The organism is Pseudogulbenkiania ferrooxidans 2002, assembly GCF_000174355.1.
Taxonomy (GTDB): Bacteria; Pseudomonadota; Gammaproteobacteria; order Burkholderiales; family Chromobacteriaceae; genus Pseudogulbenkiania; species Pseudogulbenkiania ferrooxidans.
On record NZ_ACIS01000009.1, the window covers coordinates 191,941 to 214,789 of the forward strand.

Here is a 22,849-nt window from a genome sequence, read left to right on the forward strand (position 1 = left end):
TATCCGGTCGCGCCATTTTAGCAGAAACCCCGCCGTACACCCGCTTGCAAAAAACCCAGCGCGGCACGGCGTATTTTGCGAAAATTACCGTTTTACCGTTTTGATTTGACACGGAAAACGATGAATCCATCCCAACCAGTCGCCCTGATCGAATCCCTCGACTACGAAGGGCACGGCGTCGCCCATGTAGAGGGCAAGACGATCTTCATCGATGGGGCGCTGCCGTACGAAACCGTCAGCTACAGCTCCTATCGCAAGAAACCCAGTTACGAGAACGCCGACACCTGCGCGGTACTGAAAGAAAGCTTCCTGCGCACCACGCCACGCTGCCCGCACTTCGGCGTTTGCGGCGGCTGCTCGATGCAGCACGTCGAATTCTCGGCCCAGGTCGCCATCAAGCAGCGCGTGCTGGAAGACAGCCTCAAGCACATCGGCAAGGTCAGCGCCGAACGCATGCTGACGCCGATCGCCGGCCCGGCCTGGGGCTACCGCCACCGTGCCCGTCTCTCGGCGCGCCTGGTCGAGAAGAAAGGCGGCGTGCTGGTCGGCTTCCACGAGAAACGCTCCAGCTACATCGCCGAGATGAGCGAGTGCCACATCCTGCCGCCGCACATCTCGGCGCTGATCGTGCCGCTGCGCGAAATGATCTACACGCTGTCGATCCGCGACCGCATGCCGCAGATCGAAGTGGCCGTCGGCGAAAAACTCGACATTTTGGTGTTCCGCAACATGGACGCCATCAGCGCCGCCGACGAGACCATCCTGCGCCGCTTCTCCGACACCCACTCGCAGCCGGGCCGTCCGCTGCAGATCTGGCTGCAGCCCAAGGGGCCGGACACCTGCTATCCGCTCTACCCGCTCGACGCGCCCAAACTGACCTACACGCTGCGCGACTTCAGCGTCGAGATGCCCTACTACCCCACCGAGTTCACCCAGGTGAACCCGGAGATCAACAACGTCATGGTGACGCGCGCCTTGAGGCTGCTCGACCCGCAGCCCGGCGAGCGCATCGCCGACATGTTCTGCGGCATCGGCAACTTCACCCTGCCGATCGCCCGCTCCGGCGCCGACGTGCACGGCATGGAAGGCAGCGAAGCGCTGGTCAAGCGCGCGGTGGAAAATGCCAGCCACAACCGCCTCGAGCATAAGGTCAGCTATGAGATGGCCAACCTGTTCGACGTCACCGAGGAGAGCTTCGCCGCACTCGGCAAGTTCGACAAGATGTTGGTCGACCCGCCGCGCGATGGCGCCGTGCAGTTGCTCAAGGCCCTCACCGACGACACCGCGCCGCAACGCATCGTCTACGTCTCGTGCAACCCGGCGACGCTGGCGCGCGACGCCGGCATCCTGGTCAACACCAAGGGCTACACGCTGAAGGCGGCCGGCATCATCAACATGTTCCCGCACACCGCCCACGTCGAGTCGGTGGCCTGGTTCGAGAAGACCGGCCCGTGCAAGTCCAGGAAGGAAATGGACGAGATGGAAGCGGCCGAAACCGCCGCCCGCGAAGCCGCCAAGGCGGCCAAGAAGGCGCGCGAAGCCGAGGCCGCCCGCAAGAAGGCCGAGGAAGAGGCCGAGCGCGCCGCCAAGAAGGAAGCGCGCCGTCAGCACTACCTCGCCAATCAGGCCTACTACGACGCGCGCAACGCGGCCAAGAGCGGCGAGCAGTAAGCCGGTCACGGCAGCCTCCCGACGCAACGACGGGTTGGCTGCCCCGGCCCCTGGGGCGGGCAGCGCCAAGGACCGTGCCGCACTCGCGGCGCGCTTTCACACCGGTCCGGCATTGTTTTACCGCCACCCCGCCTCAAACGGCTGTTTTGCCCGATAATAGCCATCCTTTAGCGACGCCGATCACCATGAGCCACAAACCCCTCACCGACCGCGACTACCAAAACCTGGCCACCACCCTGGCCCGCTTTCGCGCCCAGCACTGCATGGGCCTGGAGCAGCTCGACGGCTTCTTCGCCGCCCTGCTGTGCGGGCCGGAACCGATCAAGCCGAGCGAGGTGCTGCCGCTGATCCTGGGCGACGCCTTCGACGACGAGACCGCCTTCAGCTCGCAGAAGGCGCTGGAGCAGTTCGTCTCGTTGCTGATGGGCCATTGGCTCGACATCGCCGATACCCTGCACTCGGGACGCGAGTTCCACCCCTGGCTGGAGCCGGATGAGCACGGTGTGGTGCACGGCAACGACTGGGCGCAGGGCTTCACCGCCGGGATGGAGCTGATGAACGAGGACTGGGGCTTGCTGTTCGAAGATGAAGAGCAGGCCGAGGCGCTGGTACCGATCATGGCGCTGGCGTTCGAACACCACCCCGATCCGGAAATGCGCCCCTACGTGGACAATGCCGACGCTGGACAGCGCGAGCAATGGCTCGCCGGCATCTCGCCGGCGGTCGAGGCGATCTACCGCTTCTTTGCCGCCATGCGCCGGCAGATGGAGCAGGAGAGTGCGGCGGCGGAACAGGCAGAGACGGCGAAACCCGCCGCCCAGACCCCGCGCCCGGTACGCCCCGGCAAGAAAAGCAAGGACGGCGGCCGGCGCTGAGCCGGGACGCAACCGCGCCACCCGGCCCACCCGGGGTGGCGACAGGCCGCCGGCGAGCGGTCCGACATAACCCAAAGAATCACGAGAAATGACGATACAGGAAGCAAGAAGACCGGAGCAGCGACTGCCGCCAACGCTGGCACGGCGCGCCACGGCGATCATCGAGATGCCGGACGGGGTGCTGGTGGCGGCGACGCGCGGAGGGCGCTACCAGTTGCCGGGGGGCAAGGCCAACCGTGGCGAGCTGCGCTCGCAGGCGCTGATCCGCGAGGTACGCGAAGAAACCGGCCTGCGCATCAACTCGATGCTGTACCTGTTCGACCACATCACCCCGCACGCCGCGCACAAGGTCTACCTGGCGATCGCCCAGGGCCAGGTCAAGCCGCAGGGCGAAGTCGAGCGTATCGCCCTGGTGACCTCGCCGGACAGCGAGCTCGACCTGATGCACGACGCGCGTGCCATCCTGCGCCGCTACGCCCGCGTGCGCAGCGACACCACCCCCAAGGGCGAGGCCTTGCGCGCCTTTCTCGGGCTGGCGCGCTACATCGCCAAGGTGGAATGAGCAGCGCCACCCTGCCCTGGCTGGAACTCGACGAGTTCCGCTTTCACCACATCCTTCCCACCCTGCCCGGGGCCACGCTGGTGCTGTTCGGCCAACCCCATTGCGGCGCCTGCCGGGTGTGGCACGCCCGCCTGCCCCGGCTGGTCCCGCCCCGCATCCGCCAGCTGTGCTACGTCGACATCGCCGTGAGCAGCGCGCTGGCGCACGAATTCGAGCTGTTCCACCTGCCGGCGCTCGCCCTATACGACAACGGCGCGTTTCACACCATGGTGAACGCGCCGTTGGAACGGGCCAAGTTGGCCGAAGCGATTCAGATCGCGTTGGCGTCGCCGCCGTCGGAAGCCCCCTGAGCCGCATCCCCCTGGTTCAGCTCGAGCCCCAGCTCGGGCGGCACCTGCACCCAGTCGAGCGACGCCGCCAGCGACAGCGTCGAGCCCATCAGCATCATCGCCAGCGGCGAGAACAGCAGCACGCCGACCAGCACGCGCAGCCGCGACACCCCGGATACCGCGGTCAGGGCATGCACCAGGATGGTAATGGTGAGCACCGACAACGCGAAGGCCCCGATCAGCGCCGCATCGTCCGGCAGCCAGCTGGTCAGCGGCTCGAGAATCTGCACGCTGTTGGCCGCCACCACCAGCCCGAACAACGAACCGCTCGGCTTCCACTTGCCCAGGCGCAGCCACAGCCCCATGAACTGGGTGAACAACAGCGTCTCCAGCCAGGTGAACAGCAGGAAGAACGCCACGCGCCCCTCGACGTTGTCACCCAAGCCGTCGGCGCCGGCGCTGGCGATGATACCGAGCGCCGTCAACAACAGCGCCGGCTGCCAGAACGCATACTGGTAGTGTTGTAGCGGCCGGACACGGAAACGCACCAGGTCCAGGGCATCGTCAAAGAGGATACGCATGTCTTAATCGAACACCACGGTTTTGTTGCTGTAGGACAACACGCGATCGTCCAGGTGCCAGCGCACCGCGCGCGACAGCACCACCTTTTCCAGGTCACGCCCCTTCTGCACCAGGTCCTCGACGTCGTCGCGGTGCGAGATGCGCGTGACCTCCTGCTCGATGATCGGACCATCGTCCAGCACCTCGGTCACGTAGTGACTGGTGGCGCCGATCAGCTTCACCCCGCGCGCGAACGCACGATGGTAGGGCTTGGCGCCGTCGAACGCCGGCAGGAAACTGTGATGGATATTGATCACGCGGTTCGGGAAACGTTCCACGAAACGCTGCGACAGCACCTGCATGTAGCGCGCCAGCACGATCACGTCCACCCCGGCTTCCTCGAGCAAGCGCCACTGCTCCGCCTCGGCCTCTTCCTTGTTGGTCTGCGTCACCGGCACCACGTGGTAGGGGATGCCGTTGAATTCGGCCATGCGGCGGCAGTCCTCGTGGTTGGAGATGATCAGCGGAATGTCGCAGTTCAATTCGCCGATGCGCCAGCGGTGCAGCAGGTCGACCAGGCAGTGCTCGTATTTCGAGACGAAGATCGCCATGCGCGGCTTGCGGCTCGACAGCGACACACGCCAGGTCATGCCGTGCTTGTCGGCAATCGGCTGGAACGCTGCGGCGAAGCTCTCCATCGGCAGCGTGAAGCCGTCGAGGCTCCACTCGATGCGCATCAGAAACAGGTTTTCGCTGACATCCTGATGCTGGTCGGCATGCATGATGTTGGCGTTGTAGGTCATCAGGAAGTTGGCGATAGCCGCCACCAGCCCCTTCTTGTCCGGGCAGCTGATCAGCAGCGTGGCCGAATTCTTGTTATGACTCATTGTTCACTCCCAGAAACGAAAGCCGATGTGCCGGCGGCGGCATTCCGCGCGCCAGGCAACACCGCATGTCTCACGGCAGGGGCAGTGCACGCGAAGGGGATAAACCAGCGCCCCGCACCGTCACGCCGCCGATACGACCCGGCGCCCTCCTGCCCGCAAGGCCTCAGGCGTTCAGGTTGGCCGAATCCAGCGTGTTCTGCAGCAGGGTGGCCACGGTCATCGGACCCACGCCGCCCGGCACCGGAGTGATGAAGGCGGCACGTTCGCTGGCGGTGGCGAACTCCACGTCGCCGCACAACTTGCCGCTGTCGAGGCGGTTGATGCCCACGTCGATCACCACCGCACCCGGCTTGACCCACTCGCCCTTGATGAAGTTGGGGATGCCCACCGCGGCCACCACGATGTCCGCCTCGGACACTTCCTTGGGCAGGTCGGTGGTGGCGCTGTGGCACACCGTCACGGTGGCGCGCGCCAGCAGCATTTCCAGCGCCTGCGGGCGGCCGACGATGTTGGACGCGCCGACGATCACCACCTTCTTGCCCTTCGGATCGATACCGTACTCTTCTAGCAGGGTCATCACGCCGCGCGGGGTGCACGGACGCAGCAGCGGCATCTTCACCGCCAGACGGCCCATGTTGTAGGGGTGGAAGCCGTCCACGTCCTTCTTCGGGTCGATGCGCTCGATCACCGACTGCGGATCGATCTGCTTGGGCAGCGGCAGCTGCACCAGGATGCCGTCGATGCTGGCGTCGGCGTTGAGCTGGTCGATGATCCCCAGCAGCTCTTCCTGCGAGGTGGAAGCGGGCAGGTCGTAGGCCACCGAGCGGATGCCGGCCTTCTCGCACGAGCGCTTCTTGTTGCCGACGTACACGCCGGAGGCCGGATCGTCGCCGACCAGAATGACGGCCAGTGCCGGAGCACGCTTGCCCGCCTTGAGGCGTGCATCCACGCCTTCGCGTACGCGCCCGATCAATTTTTCTGCTACTGCTTTGCCATCAATGAGTTGTGCCGTCATGCTCTGTCCCGAAACCAAACCAACCAAAAACGGCATTTTCTCATTTTTCACCCCCTAAGCTCAACGGGTATTGACAGCATTATGCTCGATCCGTATAGTTGCGCTCTCTGTCGTCGGGGTGTAGCGCAGCCTGGTAGCGCACCTGATTTGGGATCAGGGGGTCGAGAGTTCGAATCCCTCCACCCCGACCAGAAACTCCGCGCACTCGGTGCAGGATGCGCCCGTAGCTCAACCGGATAGAGCACCGGCCTTCTAAGCCGGGGGTTACAGGTTCGAGTCCTGTCGGGCGCGCCAGTAGTACAGCAGTAAGACAGTGGTGGATATAGCTCAGTTGGTAGAGTCCCGGATTGTGATTCCGGTTGTCGTGGGTTCGAGTCCCATTATCCACCCCAAAATTCCTGATTGAAGCGCCAGCTTCAGTCGTACCGCTTACGGCGGTGGATATAGCTCAGTTGGTAGAGTCCCGGATTGTGATTCCGGTTGTCGTGGGTTCGAGTCCCATTATCCACCCCAGTCTTGCAAAAACCGGCCCGAGGGCCGGTTTTTTTGTTGCACGTGCTCCTGCCGGCCGCAGTTTCACTTGTCTCCCCTGCCCCGCTCCGTAATAATTGAATACATTTGTATGTATCCGATTGACTGACAGAGCTTCCACCCATGACCACCCTGCAGCCGATCAAGCGCCAGACGCTGACGAGTGCCGTAACCGAATCCCTGCGCCAACGCATCCTGTCGGGCGAGTTTGCCGACGGCCAGCAATTGCGCCAGGAAGCGCTTTCCAATGAATACGGCGTGAGCCGGGTGCCTGTGCGCGAGGCGCTGCGCCAGCTCGAGGCCGAAGGCCTGATCCAGATCATCGACCACAAGGGTGCCCTAGTATCCAAACTGTCGCTGGACGACGTGCTGGAACTGCTGGACATCCGCGCCATGCTGGAAAGCTCGCTGCTGCGCGCCGCCATCCCGCGCCAGACCAAGGCCGACCTGGCCATGGCCGCCGACACCCTGAAGCAGTTCGAGATCGCGCTGCAGACCAACGACATCCGCCACTGGGGTGAGCTGAACTCGCGCTTCCACCTGGCCTTGTACCGTGCCGCCAAGCGCCCCAACACGCTGGCGCTGATCGAGCAGTTGCACAACAAGACCGATCGCTACACGCGCATGCAGATCCTGTTCACCCAGACCATGGAGCGCGCGCACGCCGAACACACCAAGCTGCTGGAGCTGTGCCAGCAAGGCGCGGCCGAGGAAGCGGCCGAGTTCATCCGCTTCCACATCCTGTCGGCCGGCAACGCGCTGGAAAGCTACCTCAAGAACCAGGGTTCGCCGCGTTAAAAACGCTTCGGCCAACCTTCTAAGGTTGGCCGAACGCGGCAGCAACTCTCACCGACTTACTTCATGCCCTTCAGCCTGTCCTCGCGATAGGCATGCACGACCTCCCCCCCCGCTACCTTGCCGATCACCGGCACGGTTTCGTCGATCGCCTCATGACTAGTCGGGCTGAACGGACGCCGGTAGCGCGTGATCACGCCGTCGACCGGCCGTTGCAGCTGCTCCAGCGCCCGGCGGATCGCGGCCCGGTCGGTACTGCCGGCCTGCTGGATCGCCCCCGCCAGCAGCAACATGGCGTCGTAGCCCTGCGCCGCCGAAGGCGGCGACGCAATGCGCCGGCCATGGCTCAGCGCCAGGTAGGCGTCGATGAACGCCTTGCGCCGCCCGCCGGCCCCCTCCGGAATGAAGGTCTGCACCATGCGCGTGCCGTCGGCGTTGGGACCGGCGTTGTCGATGAAATTCGACATCGACAGCGTCCAGCTGCCGATCAGCGGCACCTGCCAGTCCATCCGCGCCATGCCGTTGGCGATTTCCACCAGCTCCGGGCCGATGGCGTAGGTCAGGATGACCTGGGCCCCCTGGCGCGCCGCCTGGCGCAATGGCTCGTCCATGTCGCGCTCGTGCAGGTCGAAGCGTTCCACCGCCACCGGCCGCACGCCGTAGCGCGCCAGCGCGGCGGTCAGTTCCATCACCCCTTGCTCGCCGTAGCGGGTGGTGTCGGCGAAGATGGCGATACGGCGATAGCCGGCGCGTTCCACCGCCTCGCGCGCGATCAGCCGCGCCTGCACCGTGTCGGACAGCGCGACGCGAAACACATAGCCGTCGCGCGCAGGCTGGGTCAGCTTTGCCGCCGTGGCCACCGCGATCACCAGCGGCACACGCGCCTCCTGGTAGAGCCCCACCACCGCTTCGGCCACCGCGGTATTCACCAGGCCGACCGTCGCCACCACCGGCTGACGGATCAGCTCGGCGTTGACGCGCCGGCCGCGCAGCGCGTTGCCGCCGTCGTCGCGCTCGACCAGCTGCAGCGGCCGCCCCAAGACGCCGCCACGGGCGTTGATCTCCTGCGCCGCCAGCCGGATGCCGTTGCGCATGCTGAGTCCCATCGGCGAGGACCCTCCGGTATACGCCCCCGGCACACCGATGCGGATCGGCTCGACGGCGCCGGCCAGCGTCGCCCACAGCAACCCCGCCAGCATCAGAGCGCGCTTCAAAATAGTTGTTTTCATTGTCTCTTTTCTCCGGAGCGCAAGCTTAACGGGGCGCACGCCAATCAACAAGCCCGACGCTGCGGGCTAACCCGGCTTATCTTCGGCGTCGGCTTGGCCTACACTCACGTTCTGTTGCCGGCACCACGCCGGTGGTACAGGACCACCTCGTCCGGACACCTTACGCATGCTTCGCTACCACTCCACCGCCCAGCGCCAGCGCCCGAGCTGGTACCGGCTGTTCCCCAACGCCAGCATCGTGCTGTTCTTCCTGACCATGGCGGTGATGCTGTGGGCGCTCGATTCGCGCGAAGCCGAGCAGCTGCGTACCGCGCTGGCGCGCGACGCGCTGTGGGCGGAACAGACGCTGCAACTGCACCTCGAAGACAATCTCAACCAGCTCACCGAACTCGCGCGCGAAGCGGGACGCGACGATCTCGACGAAAGCGGCTTCCAGCTCCAGGCGGCGCAATTCATCGGCAACACCCCGGAACTCTTGGCGGTGGTACGCGCCGACACCGGCATGATCCTGCGCTGGATCGCCCCCTATGAAGACGGCCCGCTGACGCTGGGCGACGGCCTCTCGGGCCCCAGCGCCGACGCCTTCGTCAAGGCGCGCATCGAGAGCCGGCCGGTCTACAGCCGGCCCTACCAGAGCGCGGACGGCCAATGGCGCATCGAATTGCACGTGCCGGTGCTGCGCAACGGCCAGTTTGTCGGCACCATGATCGCCGTGTTCAACACCGGCACGCTGATCCGCCGCCTGCCTCCGTCGTGGTTTGCCGAGAAATACCAGCTCGAGCTTATCGACGCCGAGGGCCGTGACATCGGCCACAACGCCCAGCAGCGCCTGAGCGGCACGCTCTCCGAAAAGCTCGACCTGCCCGGCACCGGGCTCGCCATCATCGCCCGCCCGGTAAAGACGGCGACCAGCCCGAGCCGCGTCCTGCAACTGGGGCTGATCGTCGGCCTGACCCTGCTCACCCTGATGAGCCTGCTCAGCCTCAACCGCCATATCCGCCGCCGCGTCAGCGCCGAAGAAGAGCGCGACCGGGTGTACCGCCTGTCACAGGATCTGCTCGGCATCATCAGCCCCGAGGGCACCCTGCTCGAGGTCAACCCGGCGTTCGAAACCGTGCTCGGCTACACGCAAGCGCAACTCATCGGCACCTCCTTCCTGAGCTACCTGCACCCCAGCGAGCGCGACATGCTGAAGGAAGGTTTTTTCGACATGCTCGGCGCCGACCAGAGCCATCGCTACGTCGAGACCCGGGTGCTGACGCGCGAGGGCGCCACGCACTGGATCGTGTGGGCGCTGAGCCCGCTGCCGGAGAGCGGCGTGATCTACGTCTCGGGCCGCGACATCACCGCCAAGAAGGAAGCGCAGGAAGCGCTCTGGCAGGAATCCACCTTCCGCAAGGCGATGGAAGATTCGCTGGTGGTGGGGCTGCGCGCCATCGACCTCGAAGGGCGCATCACCTACGTCAACCCGGCCTTCTGCGACATCACCGGCTACCGCGAGCAGGAACTGCTGGACCAGCTGCCGCCCTACCCCTACTGGCGCTCCGGCGAAGCCGCCGAACTGCACCAGCGCCACATGGCGGCCGCACTGACCGGCAACGCGCCACAGGATGGCCTCGAGACCCAGATCCGGCGCAAGGACGGCAAGGAAATCCACGTCAACCTGCTGATCTCGCCGTTGATCGACCACGATGGCCAGCACACCGGCTGGATGACGGCGATGACCGACATCACCGAGCGCCAGGAGGCCAAGCAACGGCTGGAGGCCTCGCACGAGCGTTTCGTCACCGTCATCGAGGGCCTGGACGCCGCGGTGGCGGTGGTCGACCCGGCCAGCCACGAGCTGTTGTTCTGCAACCAGCACTACCGCCAGTGGTTCGACCCGGACAACGTGCTGGGGCAGGAGGAGAGCGCGAGCTGCTGCGACCTGCGGCTGGCCTTCCTGATGCGTGACGCCGAACGCTCCGAACTCGACCTCCAGCTGCAGCTGGCCAACCCGCCGCGCTGGCTGTCGGCGCGGCGCCGCCAGGTACGCTGGGTGGACGGCCGGCCGACGCTGATGGTGATCCTCACCGACATCACCCAGCAGCACGAGGCGGAGCAGCGCTACGAACAGCAGATGGAAAAGCTGCAGGCCACCTCGCGCCTGGTCACCATGGGCGAGATGGCCTCGACCCTGGCCCACGAGCTGAACCAGCCGCTGTCGGCCATCGCCAACTACCAGGCCGGCTGCATCGAACGGCTGCGCCAGGGCCGCGCCAGCGCCGAATCGCTGCTGCCGGTGATGGAAAAGATCACCGCCCAGGCCGAACGCGCCGGCAAGATCGTGCGCCGCGTACGCGAATTCGTGAAACAGAGCGAACCCGACCGCAAGCCCTGCCAGTTGACGGATATCGTCGAGGCCACGCTCGCCATCGCCGACATCGAGGCGCGCCGCTACGCCGCCACCATCGACCTGCAACTGCCGCCACGCCTGCCGGAAGTCTGCGTCGACCCGATCCTGATCGAGCAGGTGCTGCTCAACCTGATCAAGAACGGTATCGAGGCGATGCAGGACACCGAACCCGCCCGACGCCAGCTCATCGTCAGCGCCGACGTGCTCAATCCGCGCCGGGTCGAGGTCGCCATCGCCGACCGCGGCCACGGCGTGCCGGCGGATCTCAAGGAGCGCCTGTTCGACGCCTTCTTCACCACCAAGAAGGAAGGCATGGGCATGGGGCTCAACATCTGCCGCACCATCATCGAATTCCATCAGGGTCAACTCTGGGTGGAAGACAACCCGGACGGTGGTAGTATTTTCCGCCTGACCCTGCCGGTGACCGAAGCATGAACACGACCAAGCAAGCGCCCATCCACATCATCGATGACGACGAACCGTTCCGCGACTCCCTGCTCTGGCTGCTGGAAAGCCATGACTACCAGGTGGAGTGCCACGGCAGCGCGGAAGCTTTCCTGGGCCGGGTGGTGCTGTCCGGCGTCGGCTGCCTGATCGTGGATATCCGCATGCCCGGCATGAGCGGACTGGAACTGTTCGAGGAGCTGGACCGGCGCGGCAACCCGTGGCCGGTGATCTTCATTACCGGACACGGCGACGTGCCGATGGCGGTGCAGGCGGTCAAACGCGGTGCCCACGACTTCCTGGAAAAGCCGTTCAACCAGCAGGCCCTGCTCGACGCCGTGGACAGCGCGCTGGCGACCTGCCGTCAGCGGCTCGACAGCACCGCCAGCCTCAGCAAGATGGCGGAACGGCTCGACTCGCTCACGATACGCGAGCGCGAGGTGCTGGAAAAGGTGATCGAGGGCAAGATGAACAAGGTGATCGCCGACGACCTCGGCATCAGCATCAAGACGGTGGAAGCGCACCGCGGCAAGATGATGGACAAGATGGGCGCGCGCTCGATCGCCGATCTGGTGCAGGCGGTGGTGGCCTATCGCCAGCAGAAGGGCTGACGCCCCATAGAGCCGCTAACAGAACCCTCTTGGCGTTGTTGCGCGGCCTGGCCGTACTACCTTGTACTGTCTGCGGCCGCGCGCCTAGCCAAGACCGCTGCGCTGGGTTTTGTTAGCGACTCTTGATACTCAAGCCGGAGCACACAAGGCCGCCCGTCGCTGGGCGGCCTTGTGCGTTTGCGAAGCGTCTCGCCCACAGCCGGGGCAGGACGCTTTCACTCCTCTAGCGCGTCGCGGAAGGGGTGCCGGCCTTGGCGGCCCCACCGACACGGCGCACCGCATCCTTGCCCGGCTCCGGAATCGGCTCGATCTTGCCCAGCAGGAACACGAAGGCGAACACGCCGATCACCAGCACCACGCCGGCCACCAGGAAGGCGTTGGAAAACGACTGCGTGGCGCCGACGATATAGCCGGTCACGATCGGCGCCACCGCACCCATCATGTTGTTGGCGAAATTCATGATGCCGCCGACCGTGCCGGTACCGCCGTGCGGGGCGATCAGCGACGGCAGCGACCAGCCCACCGGCGCCGCGGCGGCCAGGCCGCTCAGCGCGATGGTGATCCAGACGATGGCGACGTAAGGATCTGTGGTAGTGGTGGCACCGAACACCGCCAGGCCACACAGCATGCCGGCCACCAACACGCCCTTGCGCACCCGCGTTTCGTCATGACCCTTGGCGATCAGATGATCGATCAGCCAACCGCCGACCAGGAGATCGGACAGCGTGGCGAACAGCCAGGGGATGGCGGCGAACGTCGCCGACTTGAGGATGCTCATGTGCATCGCCTGCACCAGGTAGCCCGGCAACCAGGTCAGGAACAGGTAGAACACGTAGCCGTAGGCGGCAAAGCCGATCGACAGCCCCCAGATTTTGCGTTGCTTGAGCAGGTAGCCCAGCATGTTGAGCGAACTCTCCTGGCTTACCCCTTCCGGCGTGGCGCCGCCCTGGACGATGTAGTCGTGCTCGGCCTTGGACAGCTTGCTGTCGGCGCTGGGGTCACGATAAAGCAGGTAGAAGGCCAGGAAGTAGCACAGGCTCAACAGGGCGGACAGGCCAAAGCCCCAGCGCCAGCCGAGATGCACCACGGTCAGGGCGACCAGCGGCACGCCGATCACGTTGGAGAACTTGGCGGCGGCATCGAACAGCGCGGTCGCCATGGCGCGCTCACGGCGCGGGAACCAGTAGCCGGTGGCCTTCGAGCTGACCGGGAAGCCCGGCGCCTCGGCCACCCCCAGCAGGGCACGCGCGGCGAACACGCCGCCGAAACCGCCGGCACAGGCGGTCAGCGTGGCCGCGATGCCCCACAGGAAAGCCCCCCAGCGCCCGACCTTGGTGACGCCGAAGCGGTCGAGCACCACCCCGGTGGGAATCTGCAGCAAGGCGTAGGCCCAGAAGAAGGCACTGAACAAGAGGCCGATGTCCCCGGTCGTGAGGTGGAACTCCTGCTGCAACTGCGGCGCCGCCACCGACAGGCTGATGCGGTCGAAATAGTTGACCAGCACGCCGATGCCGAGCAAGGCACCGATGCGCCAGCGGCGCGTCGGCACGCGGGCGGTGGTGTTGTGGGTCGTCATTGTGTTCTCCTCCGTGTAGTTATGACGTGTTTGGGTGCTACTTGCTGTGCAACTGCTCGAGCACGCGATCACGCAAGCTGGCGAGCGGTTGCTGAATGTCACAGACGATGGCCTGCTCGTCCGACTGCAGCGCCTCCAGGTCGCTGAACTGGCTGTCGATCAGGCTCTGCGGCATGAAATGGGCGGAACGAGCGGCCATGCGCTCGGCGATCAGGCTGCGCGAGCCGCTCAGGTGGACGAACAGCAGGCCGGGGTCGCCCTCGCGCAAGGCGTCGCGGTAGCGGCGTTTGAGCGCCGAGCACGCCAGCACCATGCGCTCTCCCCCTGCCCTTCCGCTGGCTAGCCGTGCCGCCAGCACGCCGAGCCAGCTGGCGCGGTCGGCATCGGTGAGCGGGATGCCGGCGGACATGCGGGCAATGTTCTCGGCGGGGTGAAAGGCGTCGCCTTCGATGAAAGTGGCACCGAGGGTTTCGGACAGAGCCTCGCCGAGACTGCTCTTGCCGCAACCGGCAACCCCCATGACCACGATGTTCGGCATTTTCATGTTAGCGCTAACATTTCAGGTTGAGAAAAACGCCTGCGGTAAGCGCGGGCGTTGGCTGTTTTTTCGAATGTTAGCGCTAACAAATCGAAGCAGGCAAGAATTTGCTTCATGCCGCAGACAGAGTGCGAGCGGGTGTTGCAAAACTGCCCACGCCGGCGCAGGCAGCCGGTACGACTGGAAACGGTTGTCGGCTGCTACGAGCTGGCCCGCGGCATGACGGTGAAACCCAGGTCATGGCAGGTCACGGCATCGGCTTCGCCGGCGATGCTCGCCAGCAGCAGCCTGGCCGCTTCGGTGCCGATGCGGTAGCGCGGCGTGGCCACCGTGGTCAGCGGCGGCGTCACCCAGCCGGCAGGCTGCAGATCGTTGAAGCCGGCGATCGCCATGCGCTGCGGCACCGCCAGGCCGAGTCGCTGGCAGGCGGCGAGCGCGCCGATGGCGAGGTCGTCGTTGCAGCAGAACACGGCGTCGCAGTCGGGATGGGCCTGCAGCAACCGCGTGAGCGCATCGGCCCCCATCTGCATCGTGGACGGCGCCGGGTCGAGATCTTCCAGTGCCGCGTCGTAGCGGCCGGCGGCGCGCAGCGCCTTGCGGTAGCCGTCCAGGCGCTTGAGCACGCGCTCGTCGAGCTGAGCCCCCATGAAGGCGATGCGCCGGCGCCCGCGCTCCAGCAGGTGGCGGGTGATCGCTTCGCCCGCGTCTTCCTGGGAAAAGCCGACGCAACGGCGACCGTCGGCGGTGAGGTCCATCATGTACACCGCCGGAATCCCCTGCCGCTCCAGGGTCTGGGCGAATTCCGGCGGCTGCGACAAACCGGTCACCAGCACCCCGTCCGGCTGATGCTCGAGGTAGGCGCGCAGCAGTTGCATCTCTTCGCCCGCGCTGTAGTGGGTATTGCCGATCAGCATCTGGTAGCCGGCGGGGCGCAGCACGTCCTCGATGCCGGCCAGGGTGTCGATGAAGACCGTGTTGGTCAGCGAGGGGATCAACACCAGCACGGTCTGCGAGCGCGCCGAGGCGAGCGCGCGCGCCGAGCGGTTGGGCACGTAGCCCAGCCGGTCGACGGCTTCCAGTATCTTGCTGCGGAGGGTATCGGAGACGCGCTCCGGCGAGTACAACGCGCGCGATACGGTGATCGCGCTGACGCCGACGGCCAGCCCGACATCGTGCATGGTGACGCCGCTTCCGGAGCGCAGGCGCGGTTTTCTAGACATGGTTGAACGGCTTGATTCGGTGAACGGGAGGCGGCGCGGCCGCCTTGCCGTGGCAGTGTATCAAACCACACTGCCGCCGCCCTATGCCTTTTGGCTGCGGCCCGCCCCGGCGGTGCCTGCCGCTTCACGGATCACTTTGGGAAGAGTCAAAAAAAAACCCGGCCAAATGACCGGGTGAAGCAGAGTGCACACGACTTTACAATTCAGCAATACACGAAATGGGCGCGCTTGACGTTGCAGAGCAGCTCGTAGGCGATGGTGCCGGCCTGAGCCGCCACCTCGTTGACGTTGACGCTGTCGCCCCACAGTTCGACCTCGCTGCCGATGCCGGCAGCCGGCAAGTCGGTCAGATCGACGGTGATCATGTCCATCGACACGCGGCCGATGATGCGCAAGCGCACGCCGTCGATCGCCACCGGGCTGCCGGTGGAGGCCAGCCGCGGGTAGCCGTCGGCGTAGCCGCAGGCGATCAGGCCGACGCGGGTCGGACGCTCGGTGACGAAGGTGGCGCCGTAGCCCACCGGCTCGCCGGCAGCGAGCTCGCGCACACCGAACACCCGGCTGGTGAGACGCATCACAGGCTTGAGCGCGGCATCCTGTGCGTAGCCGGCCGGCAGCGGGGTGGCACCGTACAGCATGATGCCGGGACGGCCCCAGTCGCGCCGGGTGCGCTCGTGCACCATGATGGCAGCGGAGTTGGCCACGCTGACCTCGCCCGGCAGACCGGCGCAGGCGGCATCGAAGGTTTCCATCTGCTGCGCAGTGGCAGACAGCGCCGGTTCGTCGGCGCGGGCGAAGTGGGTCATCTTGACGATGCCGTCCACCTTGCCGCTTTCGGCCAACCTTTGGTAGGCGGCCGCGTAGTCCTGCGGGAAGAAACCGGCACGATGCATGCCGGAGTCCATTTTCAGCCACACCCGGTAGGGCTTGGCGGGTTGGCTGGCGAGCAGCATGTCGAGCTGCTGCTGGCTCTGCACCACCAGCCACAGGCCATGCTGCTCCACCTCGCGCAACTCGGCCGCCTCGAACACCCCTTCCAGCAGCAGGATGGGCAGGGTCAGGCCGGCTTCGCGCAATTGCAGCGCCTCTTCCAGGCAGGCCACGGCGTAGCCGTCGGCGATGTCGGCTACGGCCTGGGCGCAGCGTACCGCGCCGTGGCCGTAGGCGTTGGCCTTGACCACGGCCAGCGCGCGGCCGCCGTGCTGGCGGCGTGCTAGTTCATAGTTGTGACGGAAGTGCTCGAGTCGGATCGAGGCAATCAACGGACGCATGCGAACCTCAGTGGCTGGTGACGATACGGGCGGTCGGTACCACCAGCTTTTCGCCGCCTTTGGCGTAACGCTGCATGGACAGGCCGTCGACGCTGATTTCCGGCTTCACACCCATAATCAGGTCGGCCAGTACCTTGCCGGAACCGGCGCTCATGGTCCAGCCCAGGGTGCCGTGGCCGGTGTTGAGCGAGAGGTTGGCGAAGCGGCTGCCGCCGATGATCGGCGTGCCGTCCGGCGTCATCGGGCGCAGGCCGGTCCAGAATTCGGCCGCCGGGATGTTGCCGCCTTCAGGGAACAGATCGCCCACCACCATTTCCAGCGTTTCGCGGCGGCGCGGGTTAAGGCACAGGTCGTAGCCGGACAGCTCGGCCATGCCGCCGACACGGATGCGGTTGTCGAAGCGGGTGATCGCCACCTTGTAGGTTTCGTCCATCACGGTGGACACCGGGGCGGCACTGGCGTTGGTGATCGGCACCGTCAGCGAGTAACCCTTGACCGGGTAGACCGGGATGTCGATGTCCAGCGTCTTCAACAGATCGCGCGAGTAGCTGCCGAGCGCCACCACGTAGTGGTCGGCACGGTGCTCGACGCCGTTGGCGCGTACGCCGGTGATCTTCTTGCCGTCGTGCTGGATGGCGTCGATGGTCTGACCGAACAGGAACTTCACGCCCTTGGCGCGCGCCAGTTCGGCCAGACGGGAGGTGAACAGCTGGCAGTCGCCGGTTTCGTCGTTGGGCAGTTGCAGGCCGCCGACGATCTTTTCCTTGACCCGTCCCAGCGCCGGCTCGGCCTTGACGCAGCCCTCGCGGTCGAGCACGTTGAACGGCACGCCGGTTTCCTTCAGCACAGCAATGTCCTTGGCCATGCCGTCGAGCTGGTACTGGGTGCGGAACACCTGCAGCGTGCCCATTTCGCGGCCTTCGTAGGCCAGACCGGTCTCGGCGCGCAGTTCCTTGATCTTGTCGCGGCTATACTCGGCGAGTCGCACCATGCGCGACTTGTTGGTGGCGTAGGCGGCTTCGGTGCAGTTGGCAAGCATTTTGCTCATCCACTGCCACTGGTACAGGCTGCCGTCCGGCTTGAAGGCCAGCGGGGCATGACGCTGGAACAGCCACTTGATGGCTTTCTGCGGAATGCCCGGTGCGGCCCACGGGGCGGAATAACCCGGAGAAATCTGGCCTGCGTTGCCGAAGCTGGTTTCCAGTGCGACGCCGTCCTGGCGCTCGATCACGGTCACATCGCAGCCAGCCTTGGCCAGATACCATGCAGTGGAAACACCCAGGACACCACCGCCCAGCACGATAACCTTCATGTTCTCTACACTCCCGACGTAGGGTTTGAACGTTTAGTGATTTCCGGTAGTATATTTACTTTAAGGCAGTTTTATTTACTGTTTTTTTACAAAAAAACAAATAAATTCAACAAAATATAGACAATACACAGGAAATTATGAGAGACAAACAAGTAGTGGAGCGCCCGCTCGACAAGATCGACTTGAGGATATTGAAATACCTGCAAAACAACGGCCGCATGTCGATGACCGAACTGGCCGACAAGGTCGGCCTGTCGACCACGCCCTGTACCGAACGGGTACGCAAACTGGAGCGTGACGGCATAATTGAAGGTTACTACGCCCGCCTGAATCCGCAAGCGATGAACTCCTCGCTGCTGGTATTCGTCGAGATCAAGCTGGCCGCCAAGTCCGGCGACATCTTCGACTCCTTCCGCCGCGAGGTGCAGAAGCTGCCGGAGGTGATGGAGTGCCACCTGGTATCCGGCGAGTACGATTACCTGCTCAAGGCGCGCATCTCGGACATGTCGATGTACCGCAAGCTGCTGGGCGACATCCTGCTCAAGCTGCCGCACGCCAACGAGTCGCGCAGCTACGTGGTGATGGAAGAGGTCAAGGAAACGCTGGCGCTGCCCATCCCCGACTGACCTGACCGCCATGGCATCGGTGAAACGATACCGACGCACCAAAACAGAACGCACCAAATGAAGTCACGTGCACCATGACGTGATCTCATTTGGTGCGATTTGACTTGAGTCGCCGCGAAATTCTCTCGTCGCGACGCCTCCCTATCCCCTCCCATCGTCCCGATACGCCAATCCGGTGCAGGCATGCCCCGTCATGCATCACGTGCACCATGAATTGGCACTGCTTTTGCTACAAGGCGAAGCACAAAAATATCTTTGGGACCGTTCATGACTCACTCCTCGACTTCCGACGTGCTATTCCTGCTGCTGGGGGCGGTGATGATCCTGGCCATGCACGCCGGCTTCGCCTTCCTCGAACTGGGCACGGTACGCAAGAAAAACCAGGTCAACGCGCTGGTGAAGATCCTCACCGACTTCGCCGTCTCCGCCATCGCCTACTTCTTCATCGGCTACGGCGTGGCCTACGGCGTGCACTTCTTCCAGCCCGCCAGCGCGCTCAACGCCGAAAGCGGCTACGGCCTGGTGAAGTTCTTCTTCCTGCTCACCTTCGCCGCCGCCATTCCGGCCATCGTCTCCGGCGGCATCGCCGAGCGCGCCAAGTTCCATCCGCAATCGGCCGCGACCTTCCTGCTGGTGGGCTTCGTCTACCCGTTCTTCGAGGGCATCGCCTGGAACAACCACTACGGCGTGCAGGACTGGCTGACGCACGCCTTCGGCCAACCTTTCCATGACTTCGCCGGCTCGGTGGTGGTGCACGCCGTGGGCGGTTGGATCGGGCTCGCCGCCGTGCTGAACCTGGGCGCACGCCGTGGTCGCTACAGCAAGGAAGGCCGCATCGCCGCTCATCCGCCGTCCAGCATCCCGTTCCTGGCGCTGGGCGCCTGGATTCTGATCGTCGGCTGGTTCGGCTTCAACGTGATGAGCGCGCAGAAACTGGAAGGCATTTCCGGGCTGGTGGCGATCAACTCGCTGATGGCCATGGTGGGCGGCACCCTGACCGCGATGTGGCTCGGCAAGAACGACCCCGGCTTCATCCACAACGGCCCCTTGGCCGGACTGGTGGCGGTGTGCGCCGGTTCCGACCTGATGCACCCGGCCGGCGCCCTGGTGGTGGGCGCCATCGCCGGCGCGCTGTTCGTCCAGCTCTTCACACTGACGCAGAACCGCTGGAAGATCGACGACGTGCTCGGGGTGTGGCCGCTGCACGGCCTGTGCGGTGCCTGGGGCGGCATCGCCGCCGGCCTGTTCGGCCAACCCTGGCTGGGCGGCGCCGGCCACGTCAGCCTGGTGTCGCAGCTGATCGGCACGCTGGGCGGCATCGCCGTCGGCTTCGGCGGCGGCTACCTAGTGTACGGTCTGCTCAAGCGCAGCGTCGGCATCCGCCTGAGCGAGGAAGAAGAGTTCAACGGCGCCGATTTGTCCATCCACCAGATCACCGCCACGCCGGAGCGCGAGAGCAACTGGTAGGTGCGGCCCGGCAACGTTCCGGCAAAGACAAGAGCAACACCAGCGAAAAGCCCACCTGAAGGTGGGCTTTTTGCCAATCGTGACACCGCCGTCCTGGCCGTTCAGCTGTGGTTGATATCCAGTAGCTCCTGCAATTGGCGCAGTGTCGAGTCATCCTTCACCACATGCTGCAGCCATTCTTCCAGGCTCATTTCCGCCCAGCGTGCAGCACGCTCGGCCAGCAACGCCACCGGGCTGTGCGGTTCGTTGTGACGAAAGTAACGGGCGACCTCGGCCAACATCTGTACTGCCTGCTGGCGGCTACGGACTTGGCCGTCAAAAGTGGACGCCGGTGCCGTCACTGATGGAGTTGTCGGAATGGCAGAAGGCATGGCGGTGTTCTCCGGCAGCGCGGTATGGGAAGGCGGGGCGCTGGGTGTAGCGACCGCCGCAGCGCCGCCCAGTTGCAGGCGGTAACGCAGCACCAGCTCCTGGCAGGCGTAAATGGCGTTGCGCACCTCGGCAAGACTCGGTGCTTCATCGCCGAAACGCTCATCGAGTCGCTTGTCCAATGCCTCGTAGGCACTCAGCGACGCCAACAGCAGCTCGGCCTGGCTGGCGAACCAGGCATGACCCGACAAGGCAGCCCCCTTGTCGAAATCCTCCCCGGCAAGCTTTCCCTCGGCCAACGCCGCCAGTTTCGCCTCCGGATCTTTCAGGCCCAGATTATCCACCTCGCGGGACTGCCTCCACTGCTGCCAGCTGTAACCGCCATGCTCGGGCTTGACGAGTGGGCTACTGCGGATAGCCACGCCGAGTTGCAGGTTGAGCCACTCCAGCTTGCCCACCCGCTCATCCAGATCATACGGGGCGAACTCCGGGTAGCCACTCTCCCAGTAATGCTCCAGCCAGTCGGCCAAGGCTGCCAGCCCCTGCGCCAGCCCGGCCAGACCATGTACCTGCACTTGGGCTTCGGCATACCAAACCAGCAGTTGCAAATCCTTGCTGCGCTGGCTCAGGGCCTCCTCGCACAGGCGGATCACCTTGGGCCATTCGGCCACTTTCAAAGCCTGCTCCCAGTCGCCTTGGGACAGCAACGGATCATCGCTGCGCCGGGCCTCGCGGATCTGGTCGAACAAGGGGGAATAAGCCAGGTCTTCCCCGGCGGGATGACCGCCCGGCAAGGGGGCCAGCAAAAGCGCAACAGAAGGGTTCTGCATCGTTGTGGTGATATCTCGGAAAGAAAAAGGAAAACGGAACGGACTAGCCCTTGCCCAACTCCGGCAGGGTGGCGATCAGCGTGGCGCCGCAGCTGACCTTGTGGCCTTCCAGCGCCACCGGCTTGCCGCCGACCAGCCAGCTACTATCGCCCTCCACGATGGTGCAGTTGCTGTGCCCCTGCTGCGGGCAGGTGACCTGATCGCCCAGCAAGGCCACCGGCTTGCCGAACAGCACCGTGCCGGAGGCGGCGCTCACCACCGTGCCGCCGTGGCTGGTCGGGTCCCCCAGACGAATGACGCGTTTCATGCGAGGTTTTCCTGTACTGCCGGCCGGGCCAGCGCCAGCGCGGCTTGATCGTGGTGAAACTGGGTGATGATGGCCGGTGCCTGCAGCCGGGCGCTGTGCGTCACCGCCAGTGCCGCCAGCATGGCGGGCGCGGCGGCCCCGACATCGCCCCAGTCACGCACCAGGTTGCTGGCGTCATCGATGGGGTGCAGGCCCACCTGGTAACGGGTGAGACTGCTGGAGATGGCGGCCAGGCGCGTGCCGCCCACCTCGACATCGCCGCAGTTATGCACCAGCCAGGCCACACTGTCGGCCTGGTTGCGCTTCGGGTCGGCCTCCTCGGTGCTGAACGGATAGTCCAGCAGTGCGGCATTCACCAGTGCATTGTCCAGCAAGGGCTGCAGTTGGCGTGTCAGCTGCAAGCTGCCCTGTCGCGGCACCTCGCAGCTGCTGGACTGGGCCAGGCTGGCCAGGTGCGGCAAGGCCGCCAGCGCCGCCCGGGTGTGTTCCGGCACTCGCCCCCAACCGGCGGGAGACGTCACGCCCTCGCGCTCCCAATACGGCAGATAAGGGTCGCGCCCGGCTTCCAATGCACTGTCCGTCGAAACGGCAAGCCCGTCGCGCAAGAACAGCAACAGCACCACGGCGACCCCCGGGCGGCCCAGTTGCAGCCATTGGGCCCGAATCGCCGCATCCGGCTCCTCCTCATCCGGCCAGGCCGGTGGGGCGTCAGCTGCAAGCACCACCGCCCCCGGCAGCTCGGGGTCTTGCGCCAGGAACTGCATCACGCGGTCGGCCACGGTGCCGCTGCCGGGCAGGAAACGGCAATCGCTGGTGGGCAGGGGCCCCTCCCCCTGAGCGGTCAGCCACGCCACCTCCTGGCATCGCCTGACGCGGCCGACCTGTTCGATCCCCGATACCCGCGGCAACACCTCCAACAGCAACGGCAGCGAGGCGGCCCCCGGCAGCTCGGCGTACAAGGCCTGCAAGCTCTCTTCCAGCCACGACATCAGGCCGTCCAGCACCTCGTTGCCAGGCTCCCACTCGTCGCGCGTCCGCATCATCCACTGGCAGGCGGGGGGCAACTCGTCCAGCCAGGCCGGCTCCTCTCTCTGCACGACAGCCTGCACCGACAACCAGCGGCAGCTCACCATCTGTTGCCGTTCGCGCAGCACGGCCAGATGCGTCTCCCGGGCTTCGTCACGCCGGGCCTGCTGCGCCGCGGCCTCCGACTCGGCTTGCGCCTGGGCGGCGGCCTGCTCGCGTTTTTCCTGACGCAATCGCCAGGCATACCCCAAGGCGGTGAGCAGCAAGGGCGGCAACAGGTGCGCCAGCAACATGACGGTGGGGCTGATCTGCTGCCACTCCACTGGAATCAGCAGCCACAACGCCCCCCACCACAGCAGGAAGATCAGGGCCAGTACGGCCAGCAGTTTCAGCATCTTGCCG

General features: G+C 65.3%; 21 protein-coding genes and 4 tRNA genes. 13 read left to right on the forward strand and 12 right to left on the reverse strand.

Annotation, left to right across the window (positions count from 1 at the left end):
• Positions 1-120 precede the first annotated feature (120 nt).
• From rlmD to FURADRAFT_RS16450, 4 genes are all read left to right on the forward strand, one after another.
• Entirely contained in the window at positions 121-1,671 is a 1,551-nt protein-coding gene (rlmD, locus tag FURADRAFT_RS16435; protein ID WP_008955291.1) for a 23S rRNA (uracil(1939)-C(5))-methyltransferase RlmD, read from the forward strand.
• A 185-nt stretch (positions 1,672-1,856) separates the two neighbouring features.
• Positions 1,857-2,546: a YecA/YgfB family protein gene (locus tag FURADRAFT_RS16440; protein WP_008955292.1), complete on the forward strand. Its 690-nt coding sequence runs from the start codon at positions 1,857-1,859 to the stop codon at positions 2,544-2,546.
• 88 nt (positions 2,547-2,634) lie between these two features.
• Complete coding sequence (locus FURADRAFT_RS16445) at positions 2,635-3,108, forward strand: NUDIX domain-containing protein (protein WP_014086405.1); 474 nt, start codon at positions 2,635-2,637, stop codon at positions 3,106-3,108.
• On the forward strand, positions 3,105-3,458 hold the full coding sequence (locus FURADRAFT_RS16450; RefSeq protein WP_008955294.1) for a thioredoxin domain-containing protein: 354 nt from the start codon (positions 3,105-3,107) through the stop codon (positions 3,456-3,458). The genes FURADRAFT_RS16445 and FURADRAFT_RS16450 overlap by 4 nt, the downstream gene beginning before the upstream one ends.
• Here the strand turns inward: FURADRAFT_RS16450 and FURADRAFT_RS16455 are convergent.
• The 3 genes from FURADRAFT_RS16455 to folD form a co-directional block, all read right to left on the reverse strand.
• Positions 3,419-4,018 carry a hypothetical protein gene (locus FURADRAFT_RS16455; RefSeq protein WP_008955295.1) on the reverse strand — a complete coding sequence of 200 codons (600 nt, stop codon included), beginning with the start codon at positions 4,016-4,018 and terminating at the stop codon, positions 3,419-3,421. The genes FURADRAFT_RS16450 and FURADRAFT_RS16455 overlap by 40 nt on opposite strands.
• Positions 4,019-4,021: 3 nt before the next feature.
• Positions 4,022-4,885, reverse strand: coding sequence for a formyltetrahydrofolate deformylase (gene purU / locus FURADRAFT_RS16460; protein ID WP_008955296.1), 864 nt, complete (start codon positions 4,883-4,885; stop codon positions 4,022-4,024).
• Positions 4,886-5,048: 163 nt separating this feature from the next.
• A complete protein-coding gene (gene folD, locus FURADRAFT_RS16465) occupies positions 5,049-5,900 on the reverse strand; it encodes a bifunctional methylenetetrahydrofolate dehydrogenase/methenyltetrahydrofolate cyclohydrolase FolD (protein WP_008955297.1) in 852 nt (283 codons plus the stop codon).
• A gap of 114 nt (positions 5,901-6,014) precedes the next feature.
• Here folD and FURADRAFT_RS16470 point away from each other — a divergent pair.
• From FURADRAFT_RS16470 to FURADRAFT_RS16490, 5 genes are all read left to right on the forward strand, one after another.
• Positions 6,015-6,091 (forward strand) — tRNA-Pro (locus FURADRAFT_RS16470).
• Between the two features lie 26 nt (positions 6,092-6,117).
• Positions 6,118-6,194: transfer RNA gene (locus tag FURADRAFT_RS16475), tRNA-Arg, on the forward strand.
• Positions 6,195-6,216: 22 nt separating this feature from the next.
• Positions 6,217-6,292 (forward strand) — tRNA-His (locus tag FURADRAFT_RS16480).
• Positions 6,293-6,337: 45 nt separating this feature from the next.
• A tRNA-His gene (locus tag FURADRAFT_RS16485) sits at positions 6,338-6,413 on the forward strand.
• 141 nt (positions 6,414-6,554) lie between these two features.
• Complete coding sequence (locus FURADRAFT_RS16490; RefSeq protein WP_008955298.1) at positions 6,555-7,229, forward strand: GntR family transcriptional regulator; 675 nt, start codon at positions 6,555-6,557, stop codon at positions 7,227-7,229.
• Between the two features lie 56 nt (positions 7,230-7,285).
• Here FURADRAFT_RS16490 and FURADRAFT_RS16495 read toward each other — a convergent pair whose 3' ends face one another.
• Positions 7,286-8,455 carry an ABC transporter substrate-binding protein gene (locus FURADRAFT_RS16495; RefSeq protein ID WP_008955299.1) on the reverse strand — a complete coding sequence of 390 codons (1,170 nt, stop codon included), beginning with the start codon at positions 8,453-8,455 and terminating at the stop codon, positions 7,286-7,288.
• Positions 8,456-8,621: 166 nt separating this feature from the next.
• Between FURADRAFT_RS16495 and FURADRAFT_RS16500 the strand changes: the two genes are divergently transcribed.
• The gene (locus FURADRAFT_RS16500; RefSeq protein WP_008955300.1) at positions 8,622-11,285 is read left to right on the forward strand and encodes a PAS domain S-box protein; all 2,664 of its coding nucleotides are present in this window, start codon (positions 8,622-8,624) and stop codon (positions 11,283-11,285) included.
• Positions 11,282-11,905: a response regulator transcription factor gene (locus FURADRAFT_RS16505; protein ID WP_008955301.1), complete on the forward strand. Its 624-nt coding sequence runs from the start codon at positions 11,282-11,284 to the stop codon at positions 11,903-11,905. The genes FURADRAFT_RS16500 and FURADRAFT_RS16505 overlap by 4 nt, the downstream gene beginning before the upstream one ends.
• Positions 11,906-12,128: 223 nt before the next feature.
• Here FURADRAFT_RS16505 and FURADRAFT_RS16510 read toward each other — a convergent pair whose 3' ends face one another.
• The 5 genes from FURADRAFT_RS16510 to FURADRAFT_RS16530 all read right to left on the reverse strand — a co-directional run bounded on the left by FURADRAFT_RS16510 (position 12,129) and on the right by FURADRAFT_RS16530 (position 17,822).
• A complete protein-coding gene (locus tag FURADRAFT_RS16510) occupies positions 12,129-13,481 on the reverse strand; it encodes an MFS transporter (protein ID WP_008955302.1) in 1,353 nt (450 codons plus the stop codon).
• A 37-nt stretch (positions 13,482-13,518) separates the two neighbouring features.
• Entirely contained in the window at positions 13,519-14,025 is a 507-nt protein-coding gene (locus FURADRAFT_RS16515) for a gluconokinase (protein WP_008955303.1), read from the reverse strand.
• A gap of 194 nt (positions 14,026-14,219) precedes the next feature.
• Entirely contained in the window at positions 14,220-15,239 is a 1,020-nt protein-coding gene (gntR, locus tag FURADRAFT_RS16520; protein WP_040653114.1) for an HTH-type transcriptional regulator GntR, read from the reverse strand.
• A gap of 203 nt (positions 15,240-15,442) precedes the next feature.
• A complete protein-coding gene (gene alr / locus FURADRAFT_RS16525) occupies positions 15,443-16,510 on the reverse strand; it encodes an alanine racemase (RefSeq protein WP_008955305.1) in 1,068 nt (355 codons plus the stop codon).
• Between the two features lie 7 nt (positions 16,511-16,517).
• Positions 16,518-17,822: a D-amino acid dehydrogenase gene (locus tag FURADRAFT_RS16530; RefSeq protein WP_008955306.1), complete on the reverse strand. Its 1,305-nt coding sequence runs from the start codon at positions 17,820-17,822 to the stop codon at positions 16,518-16,520.
• A gap of 137 nt (positions 17,823-17,959) precedes the next feature.
• Here FURADRAFT_RS16530 and FURADRAFT_RS16535 point away from each other — a divergent pair, with 137 nt between their 5' ends.
• Both FURADRAFT_RS16535 and FURADRAFT_RS16540 read left to right on the forward strand, forming a co-directional pair.
• On the forward strand, positions 17,960-18,448 hold the full coding sequence (locus tag FURADRAFT_RS16535; RefSeq protein ID WP_008955307.1) for a winged helix-turn-helix transcriptional regulator: 489 nt from the start codon (positions 17,960-17,962) through the stop codon (positions 18,446-18,448).
• Between the two features lie 267 nt (positions 18,449-18,715).
• Positions 18,716-19,915 (forward strand): ammonium transporter, encoded by a 1,200-nt coding sequence (locus tag FURADRAFT_RS16540; protein ID WP_008955308.1) that lies wholly within the window; start codon positions 18,716-18,718, stop codon positions 19,913-19,915.
• Between the two features lie 101 nt (positions 19,916-20,016).
• On the opposite strand, the gene tssA is transcribed toward FURADRAFT_RS16540, so the two are convergent.
• The 3 genes from tssA to FURADRAFT_RS16555 are packed head-to-tail and all read right to left on the reverse strand — an operon-like array spanning position 20,017 to position 22,842.
• Positions 20,017-21,114: a type VI secretion system protein TssA gene (tssA, locus tag FURADRAFT_RS16545; RefSeq protein ID WP_008955309.1), complete on the reverse strand. Its 1,098-nt coding sequence runs from the start codon at positions 21,112-21,114 to the stop codon at positions 20,017-20,019.
• Between the two features lie 43 nt (positions 21,115-21,157).
• Entirely contained in the window at positions 21,158-21,421 is a 264-nt protein-coding gene (locus FURADRAFT_RS16550; protein ID WP_008955310.1) for a PAAR domain-containing protein, read from the reverse strand.
• Positions 21,418-22,842, reverse strand: a complete 1,425-nt coding sequence (locus FURADRAFT_RS16555) for a hypothetical protein (protein WP_008955311.1) — start codon at positions 22,840-22,842, stop codon at positions 21,418-21,420. The genes FURADRAFT_RS16550 and FURADRAFT_RS16555 overlap by 4 nt, the downstream gene beginning before the upstream one ends.
• Positions 22,843-22,849: the final 7 nt, after the last annotated feature.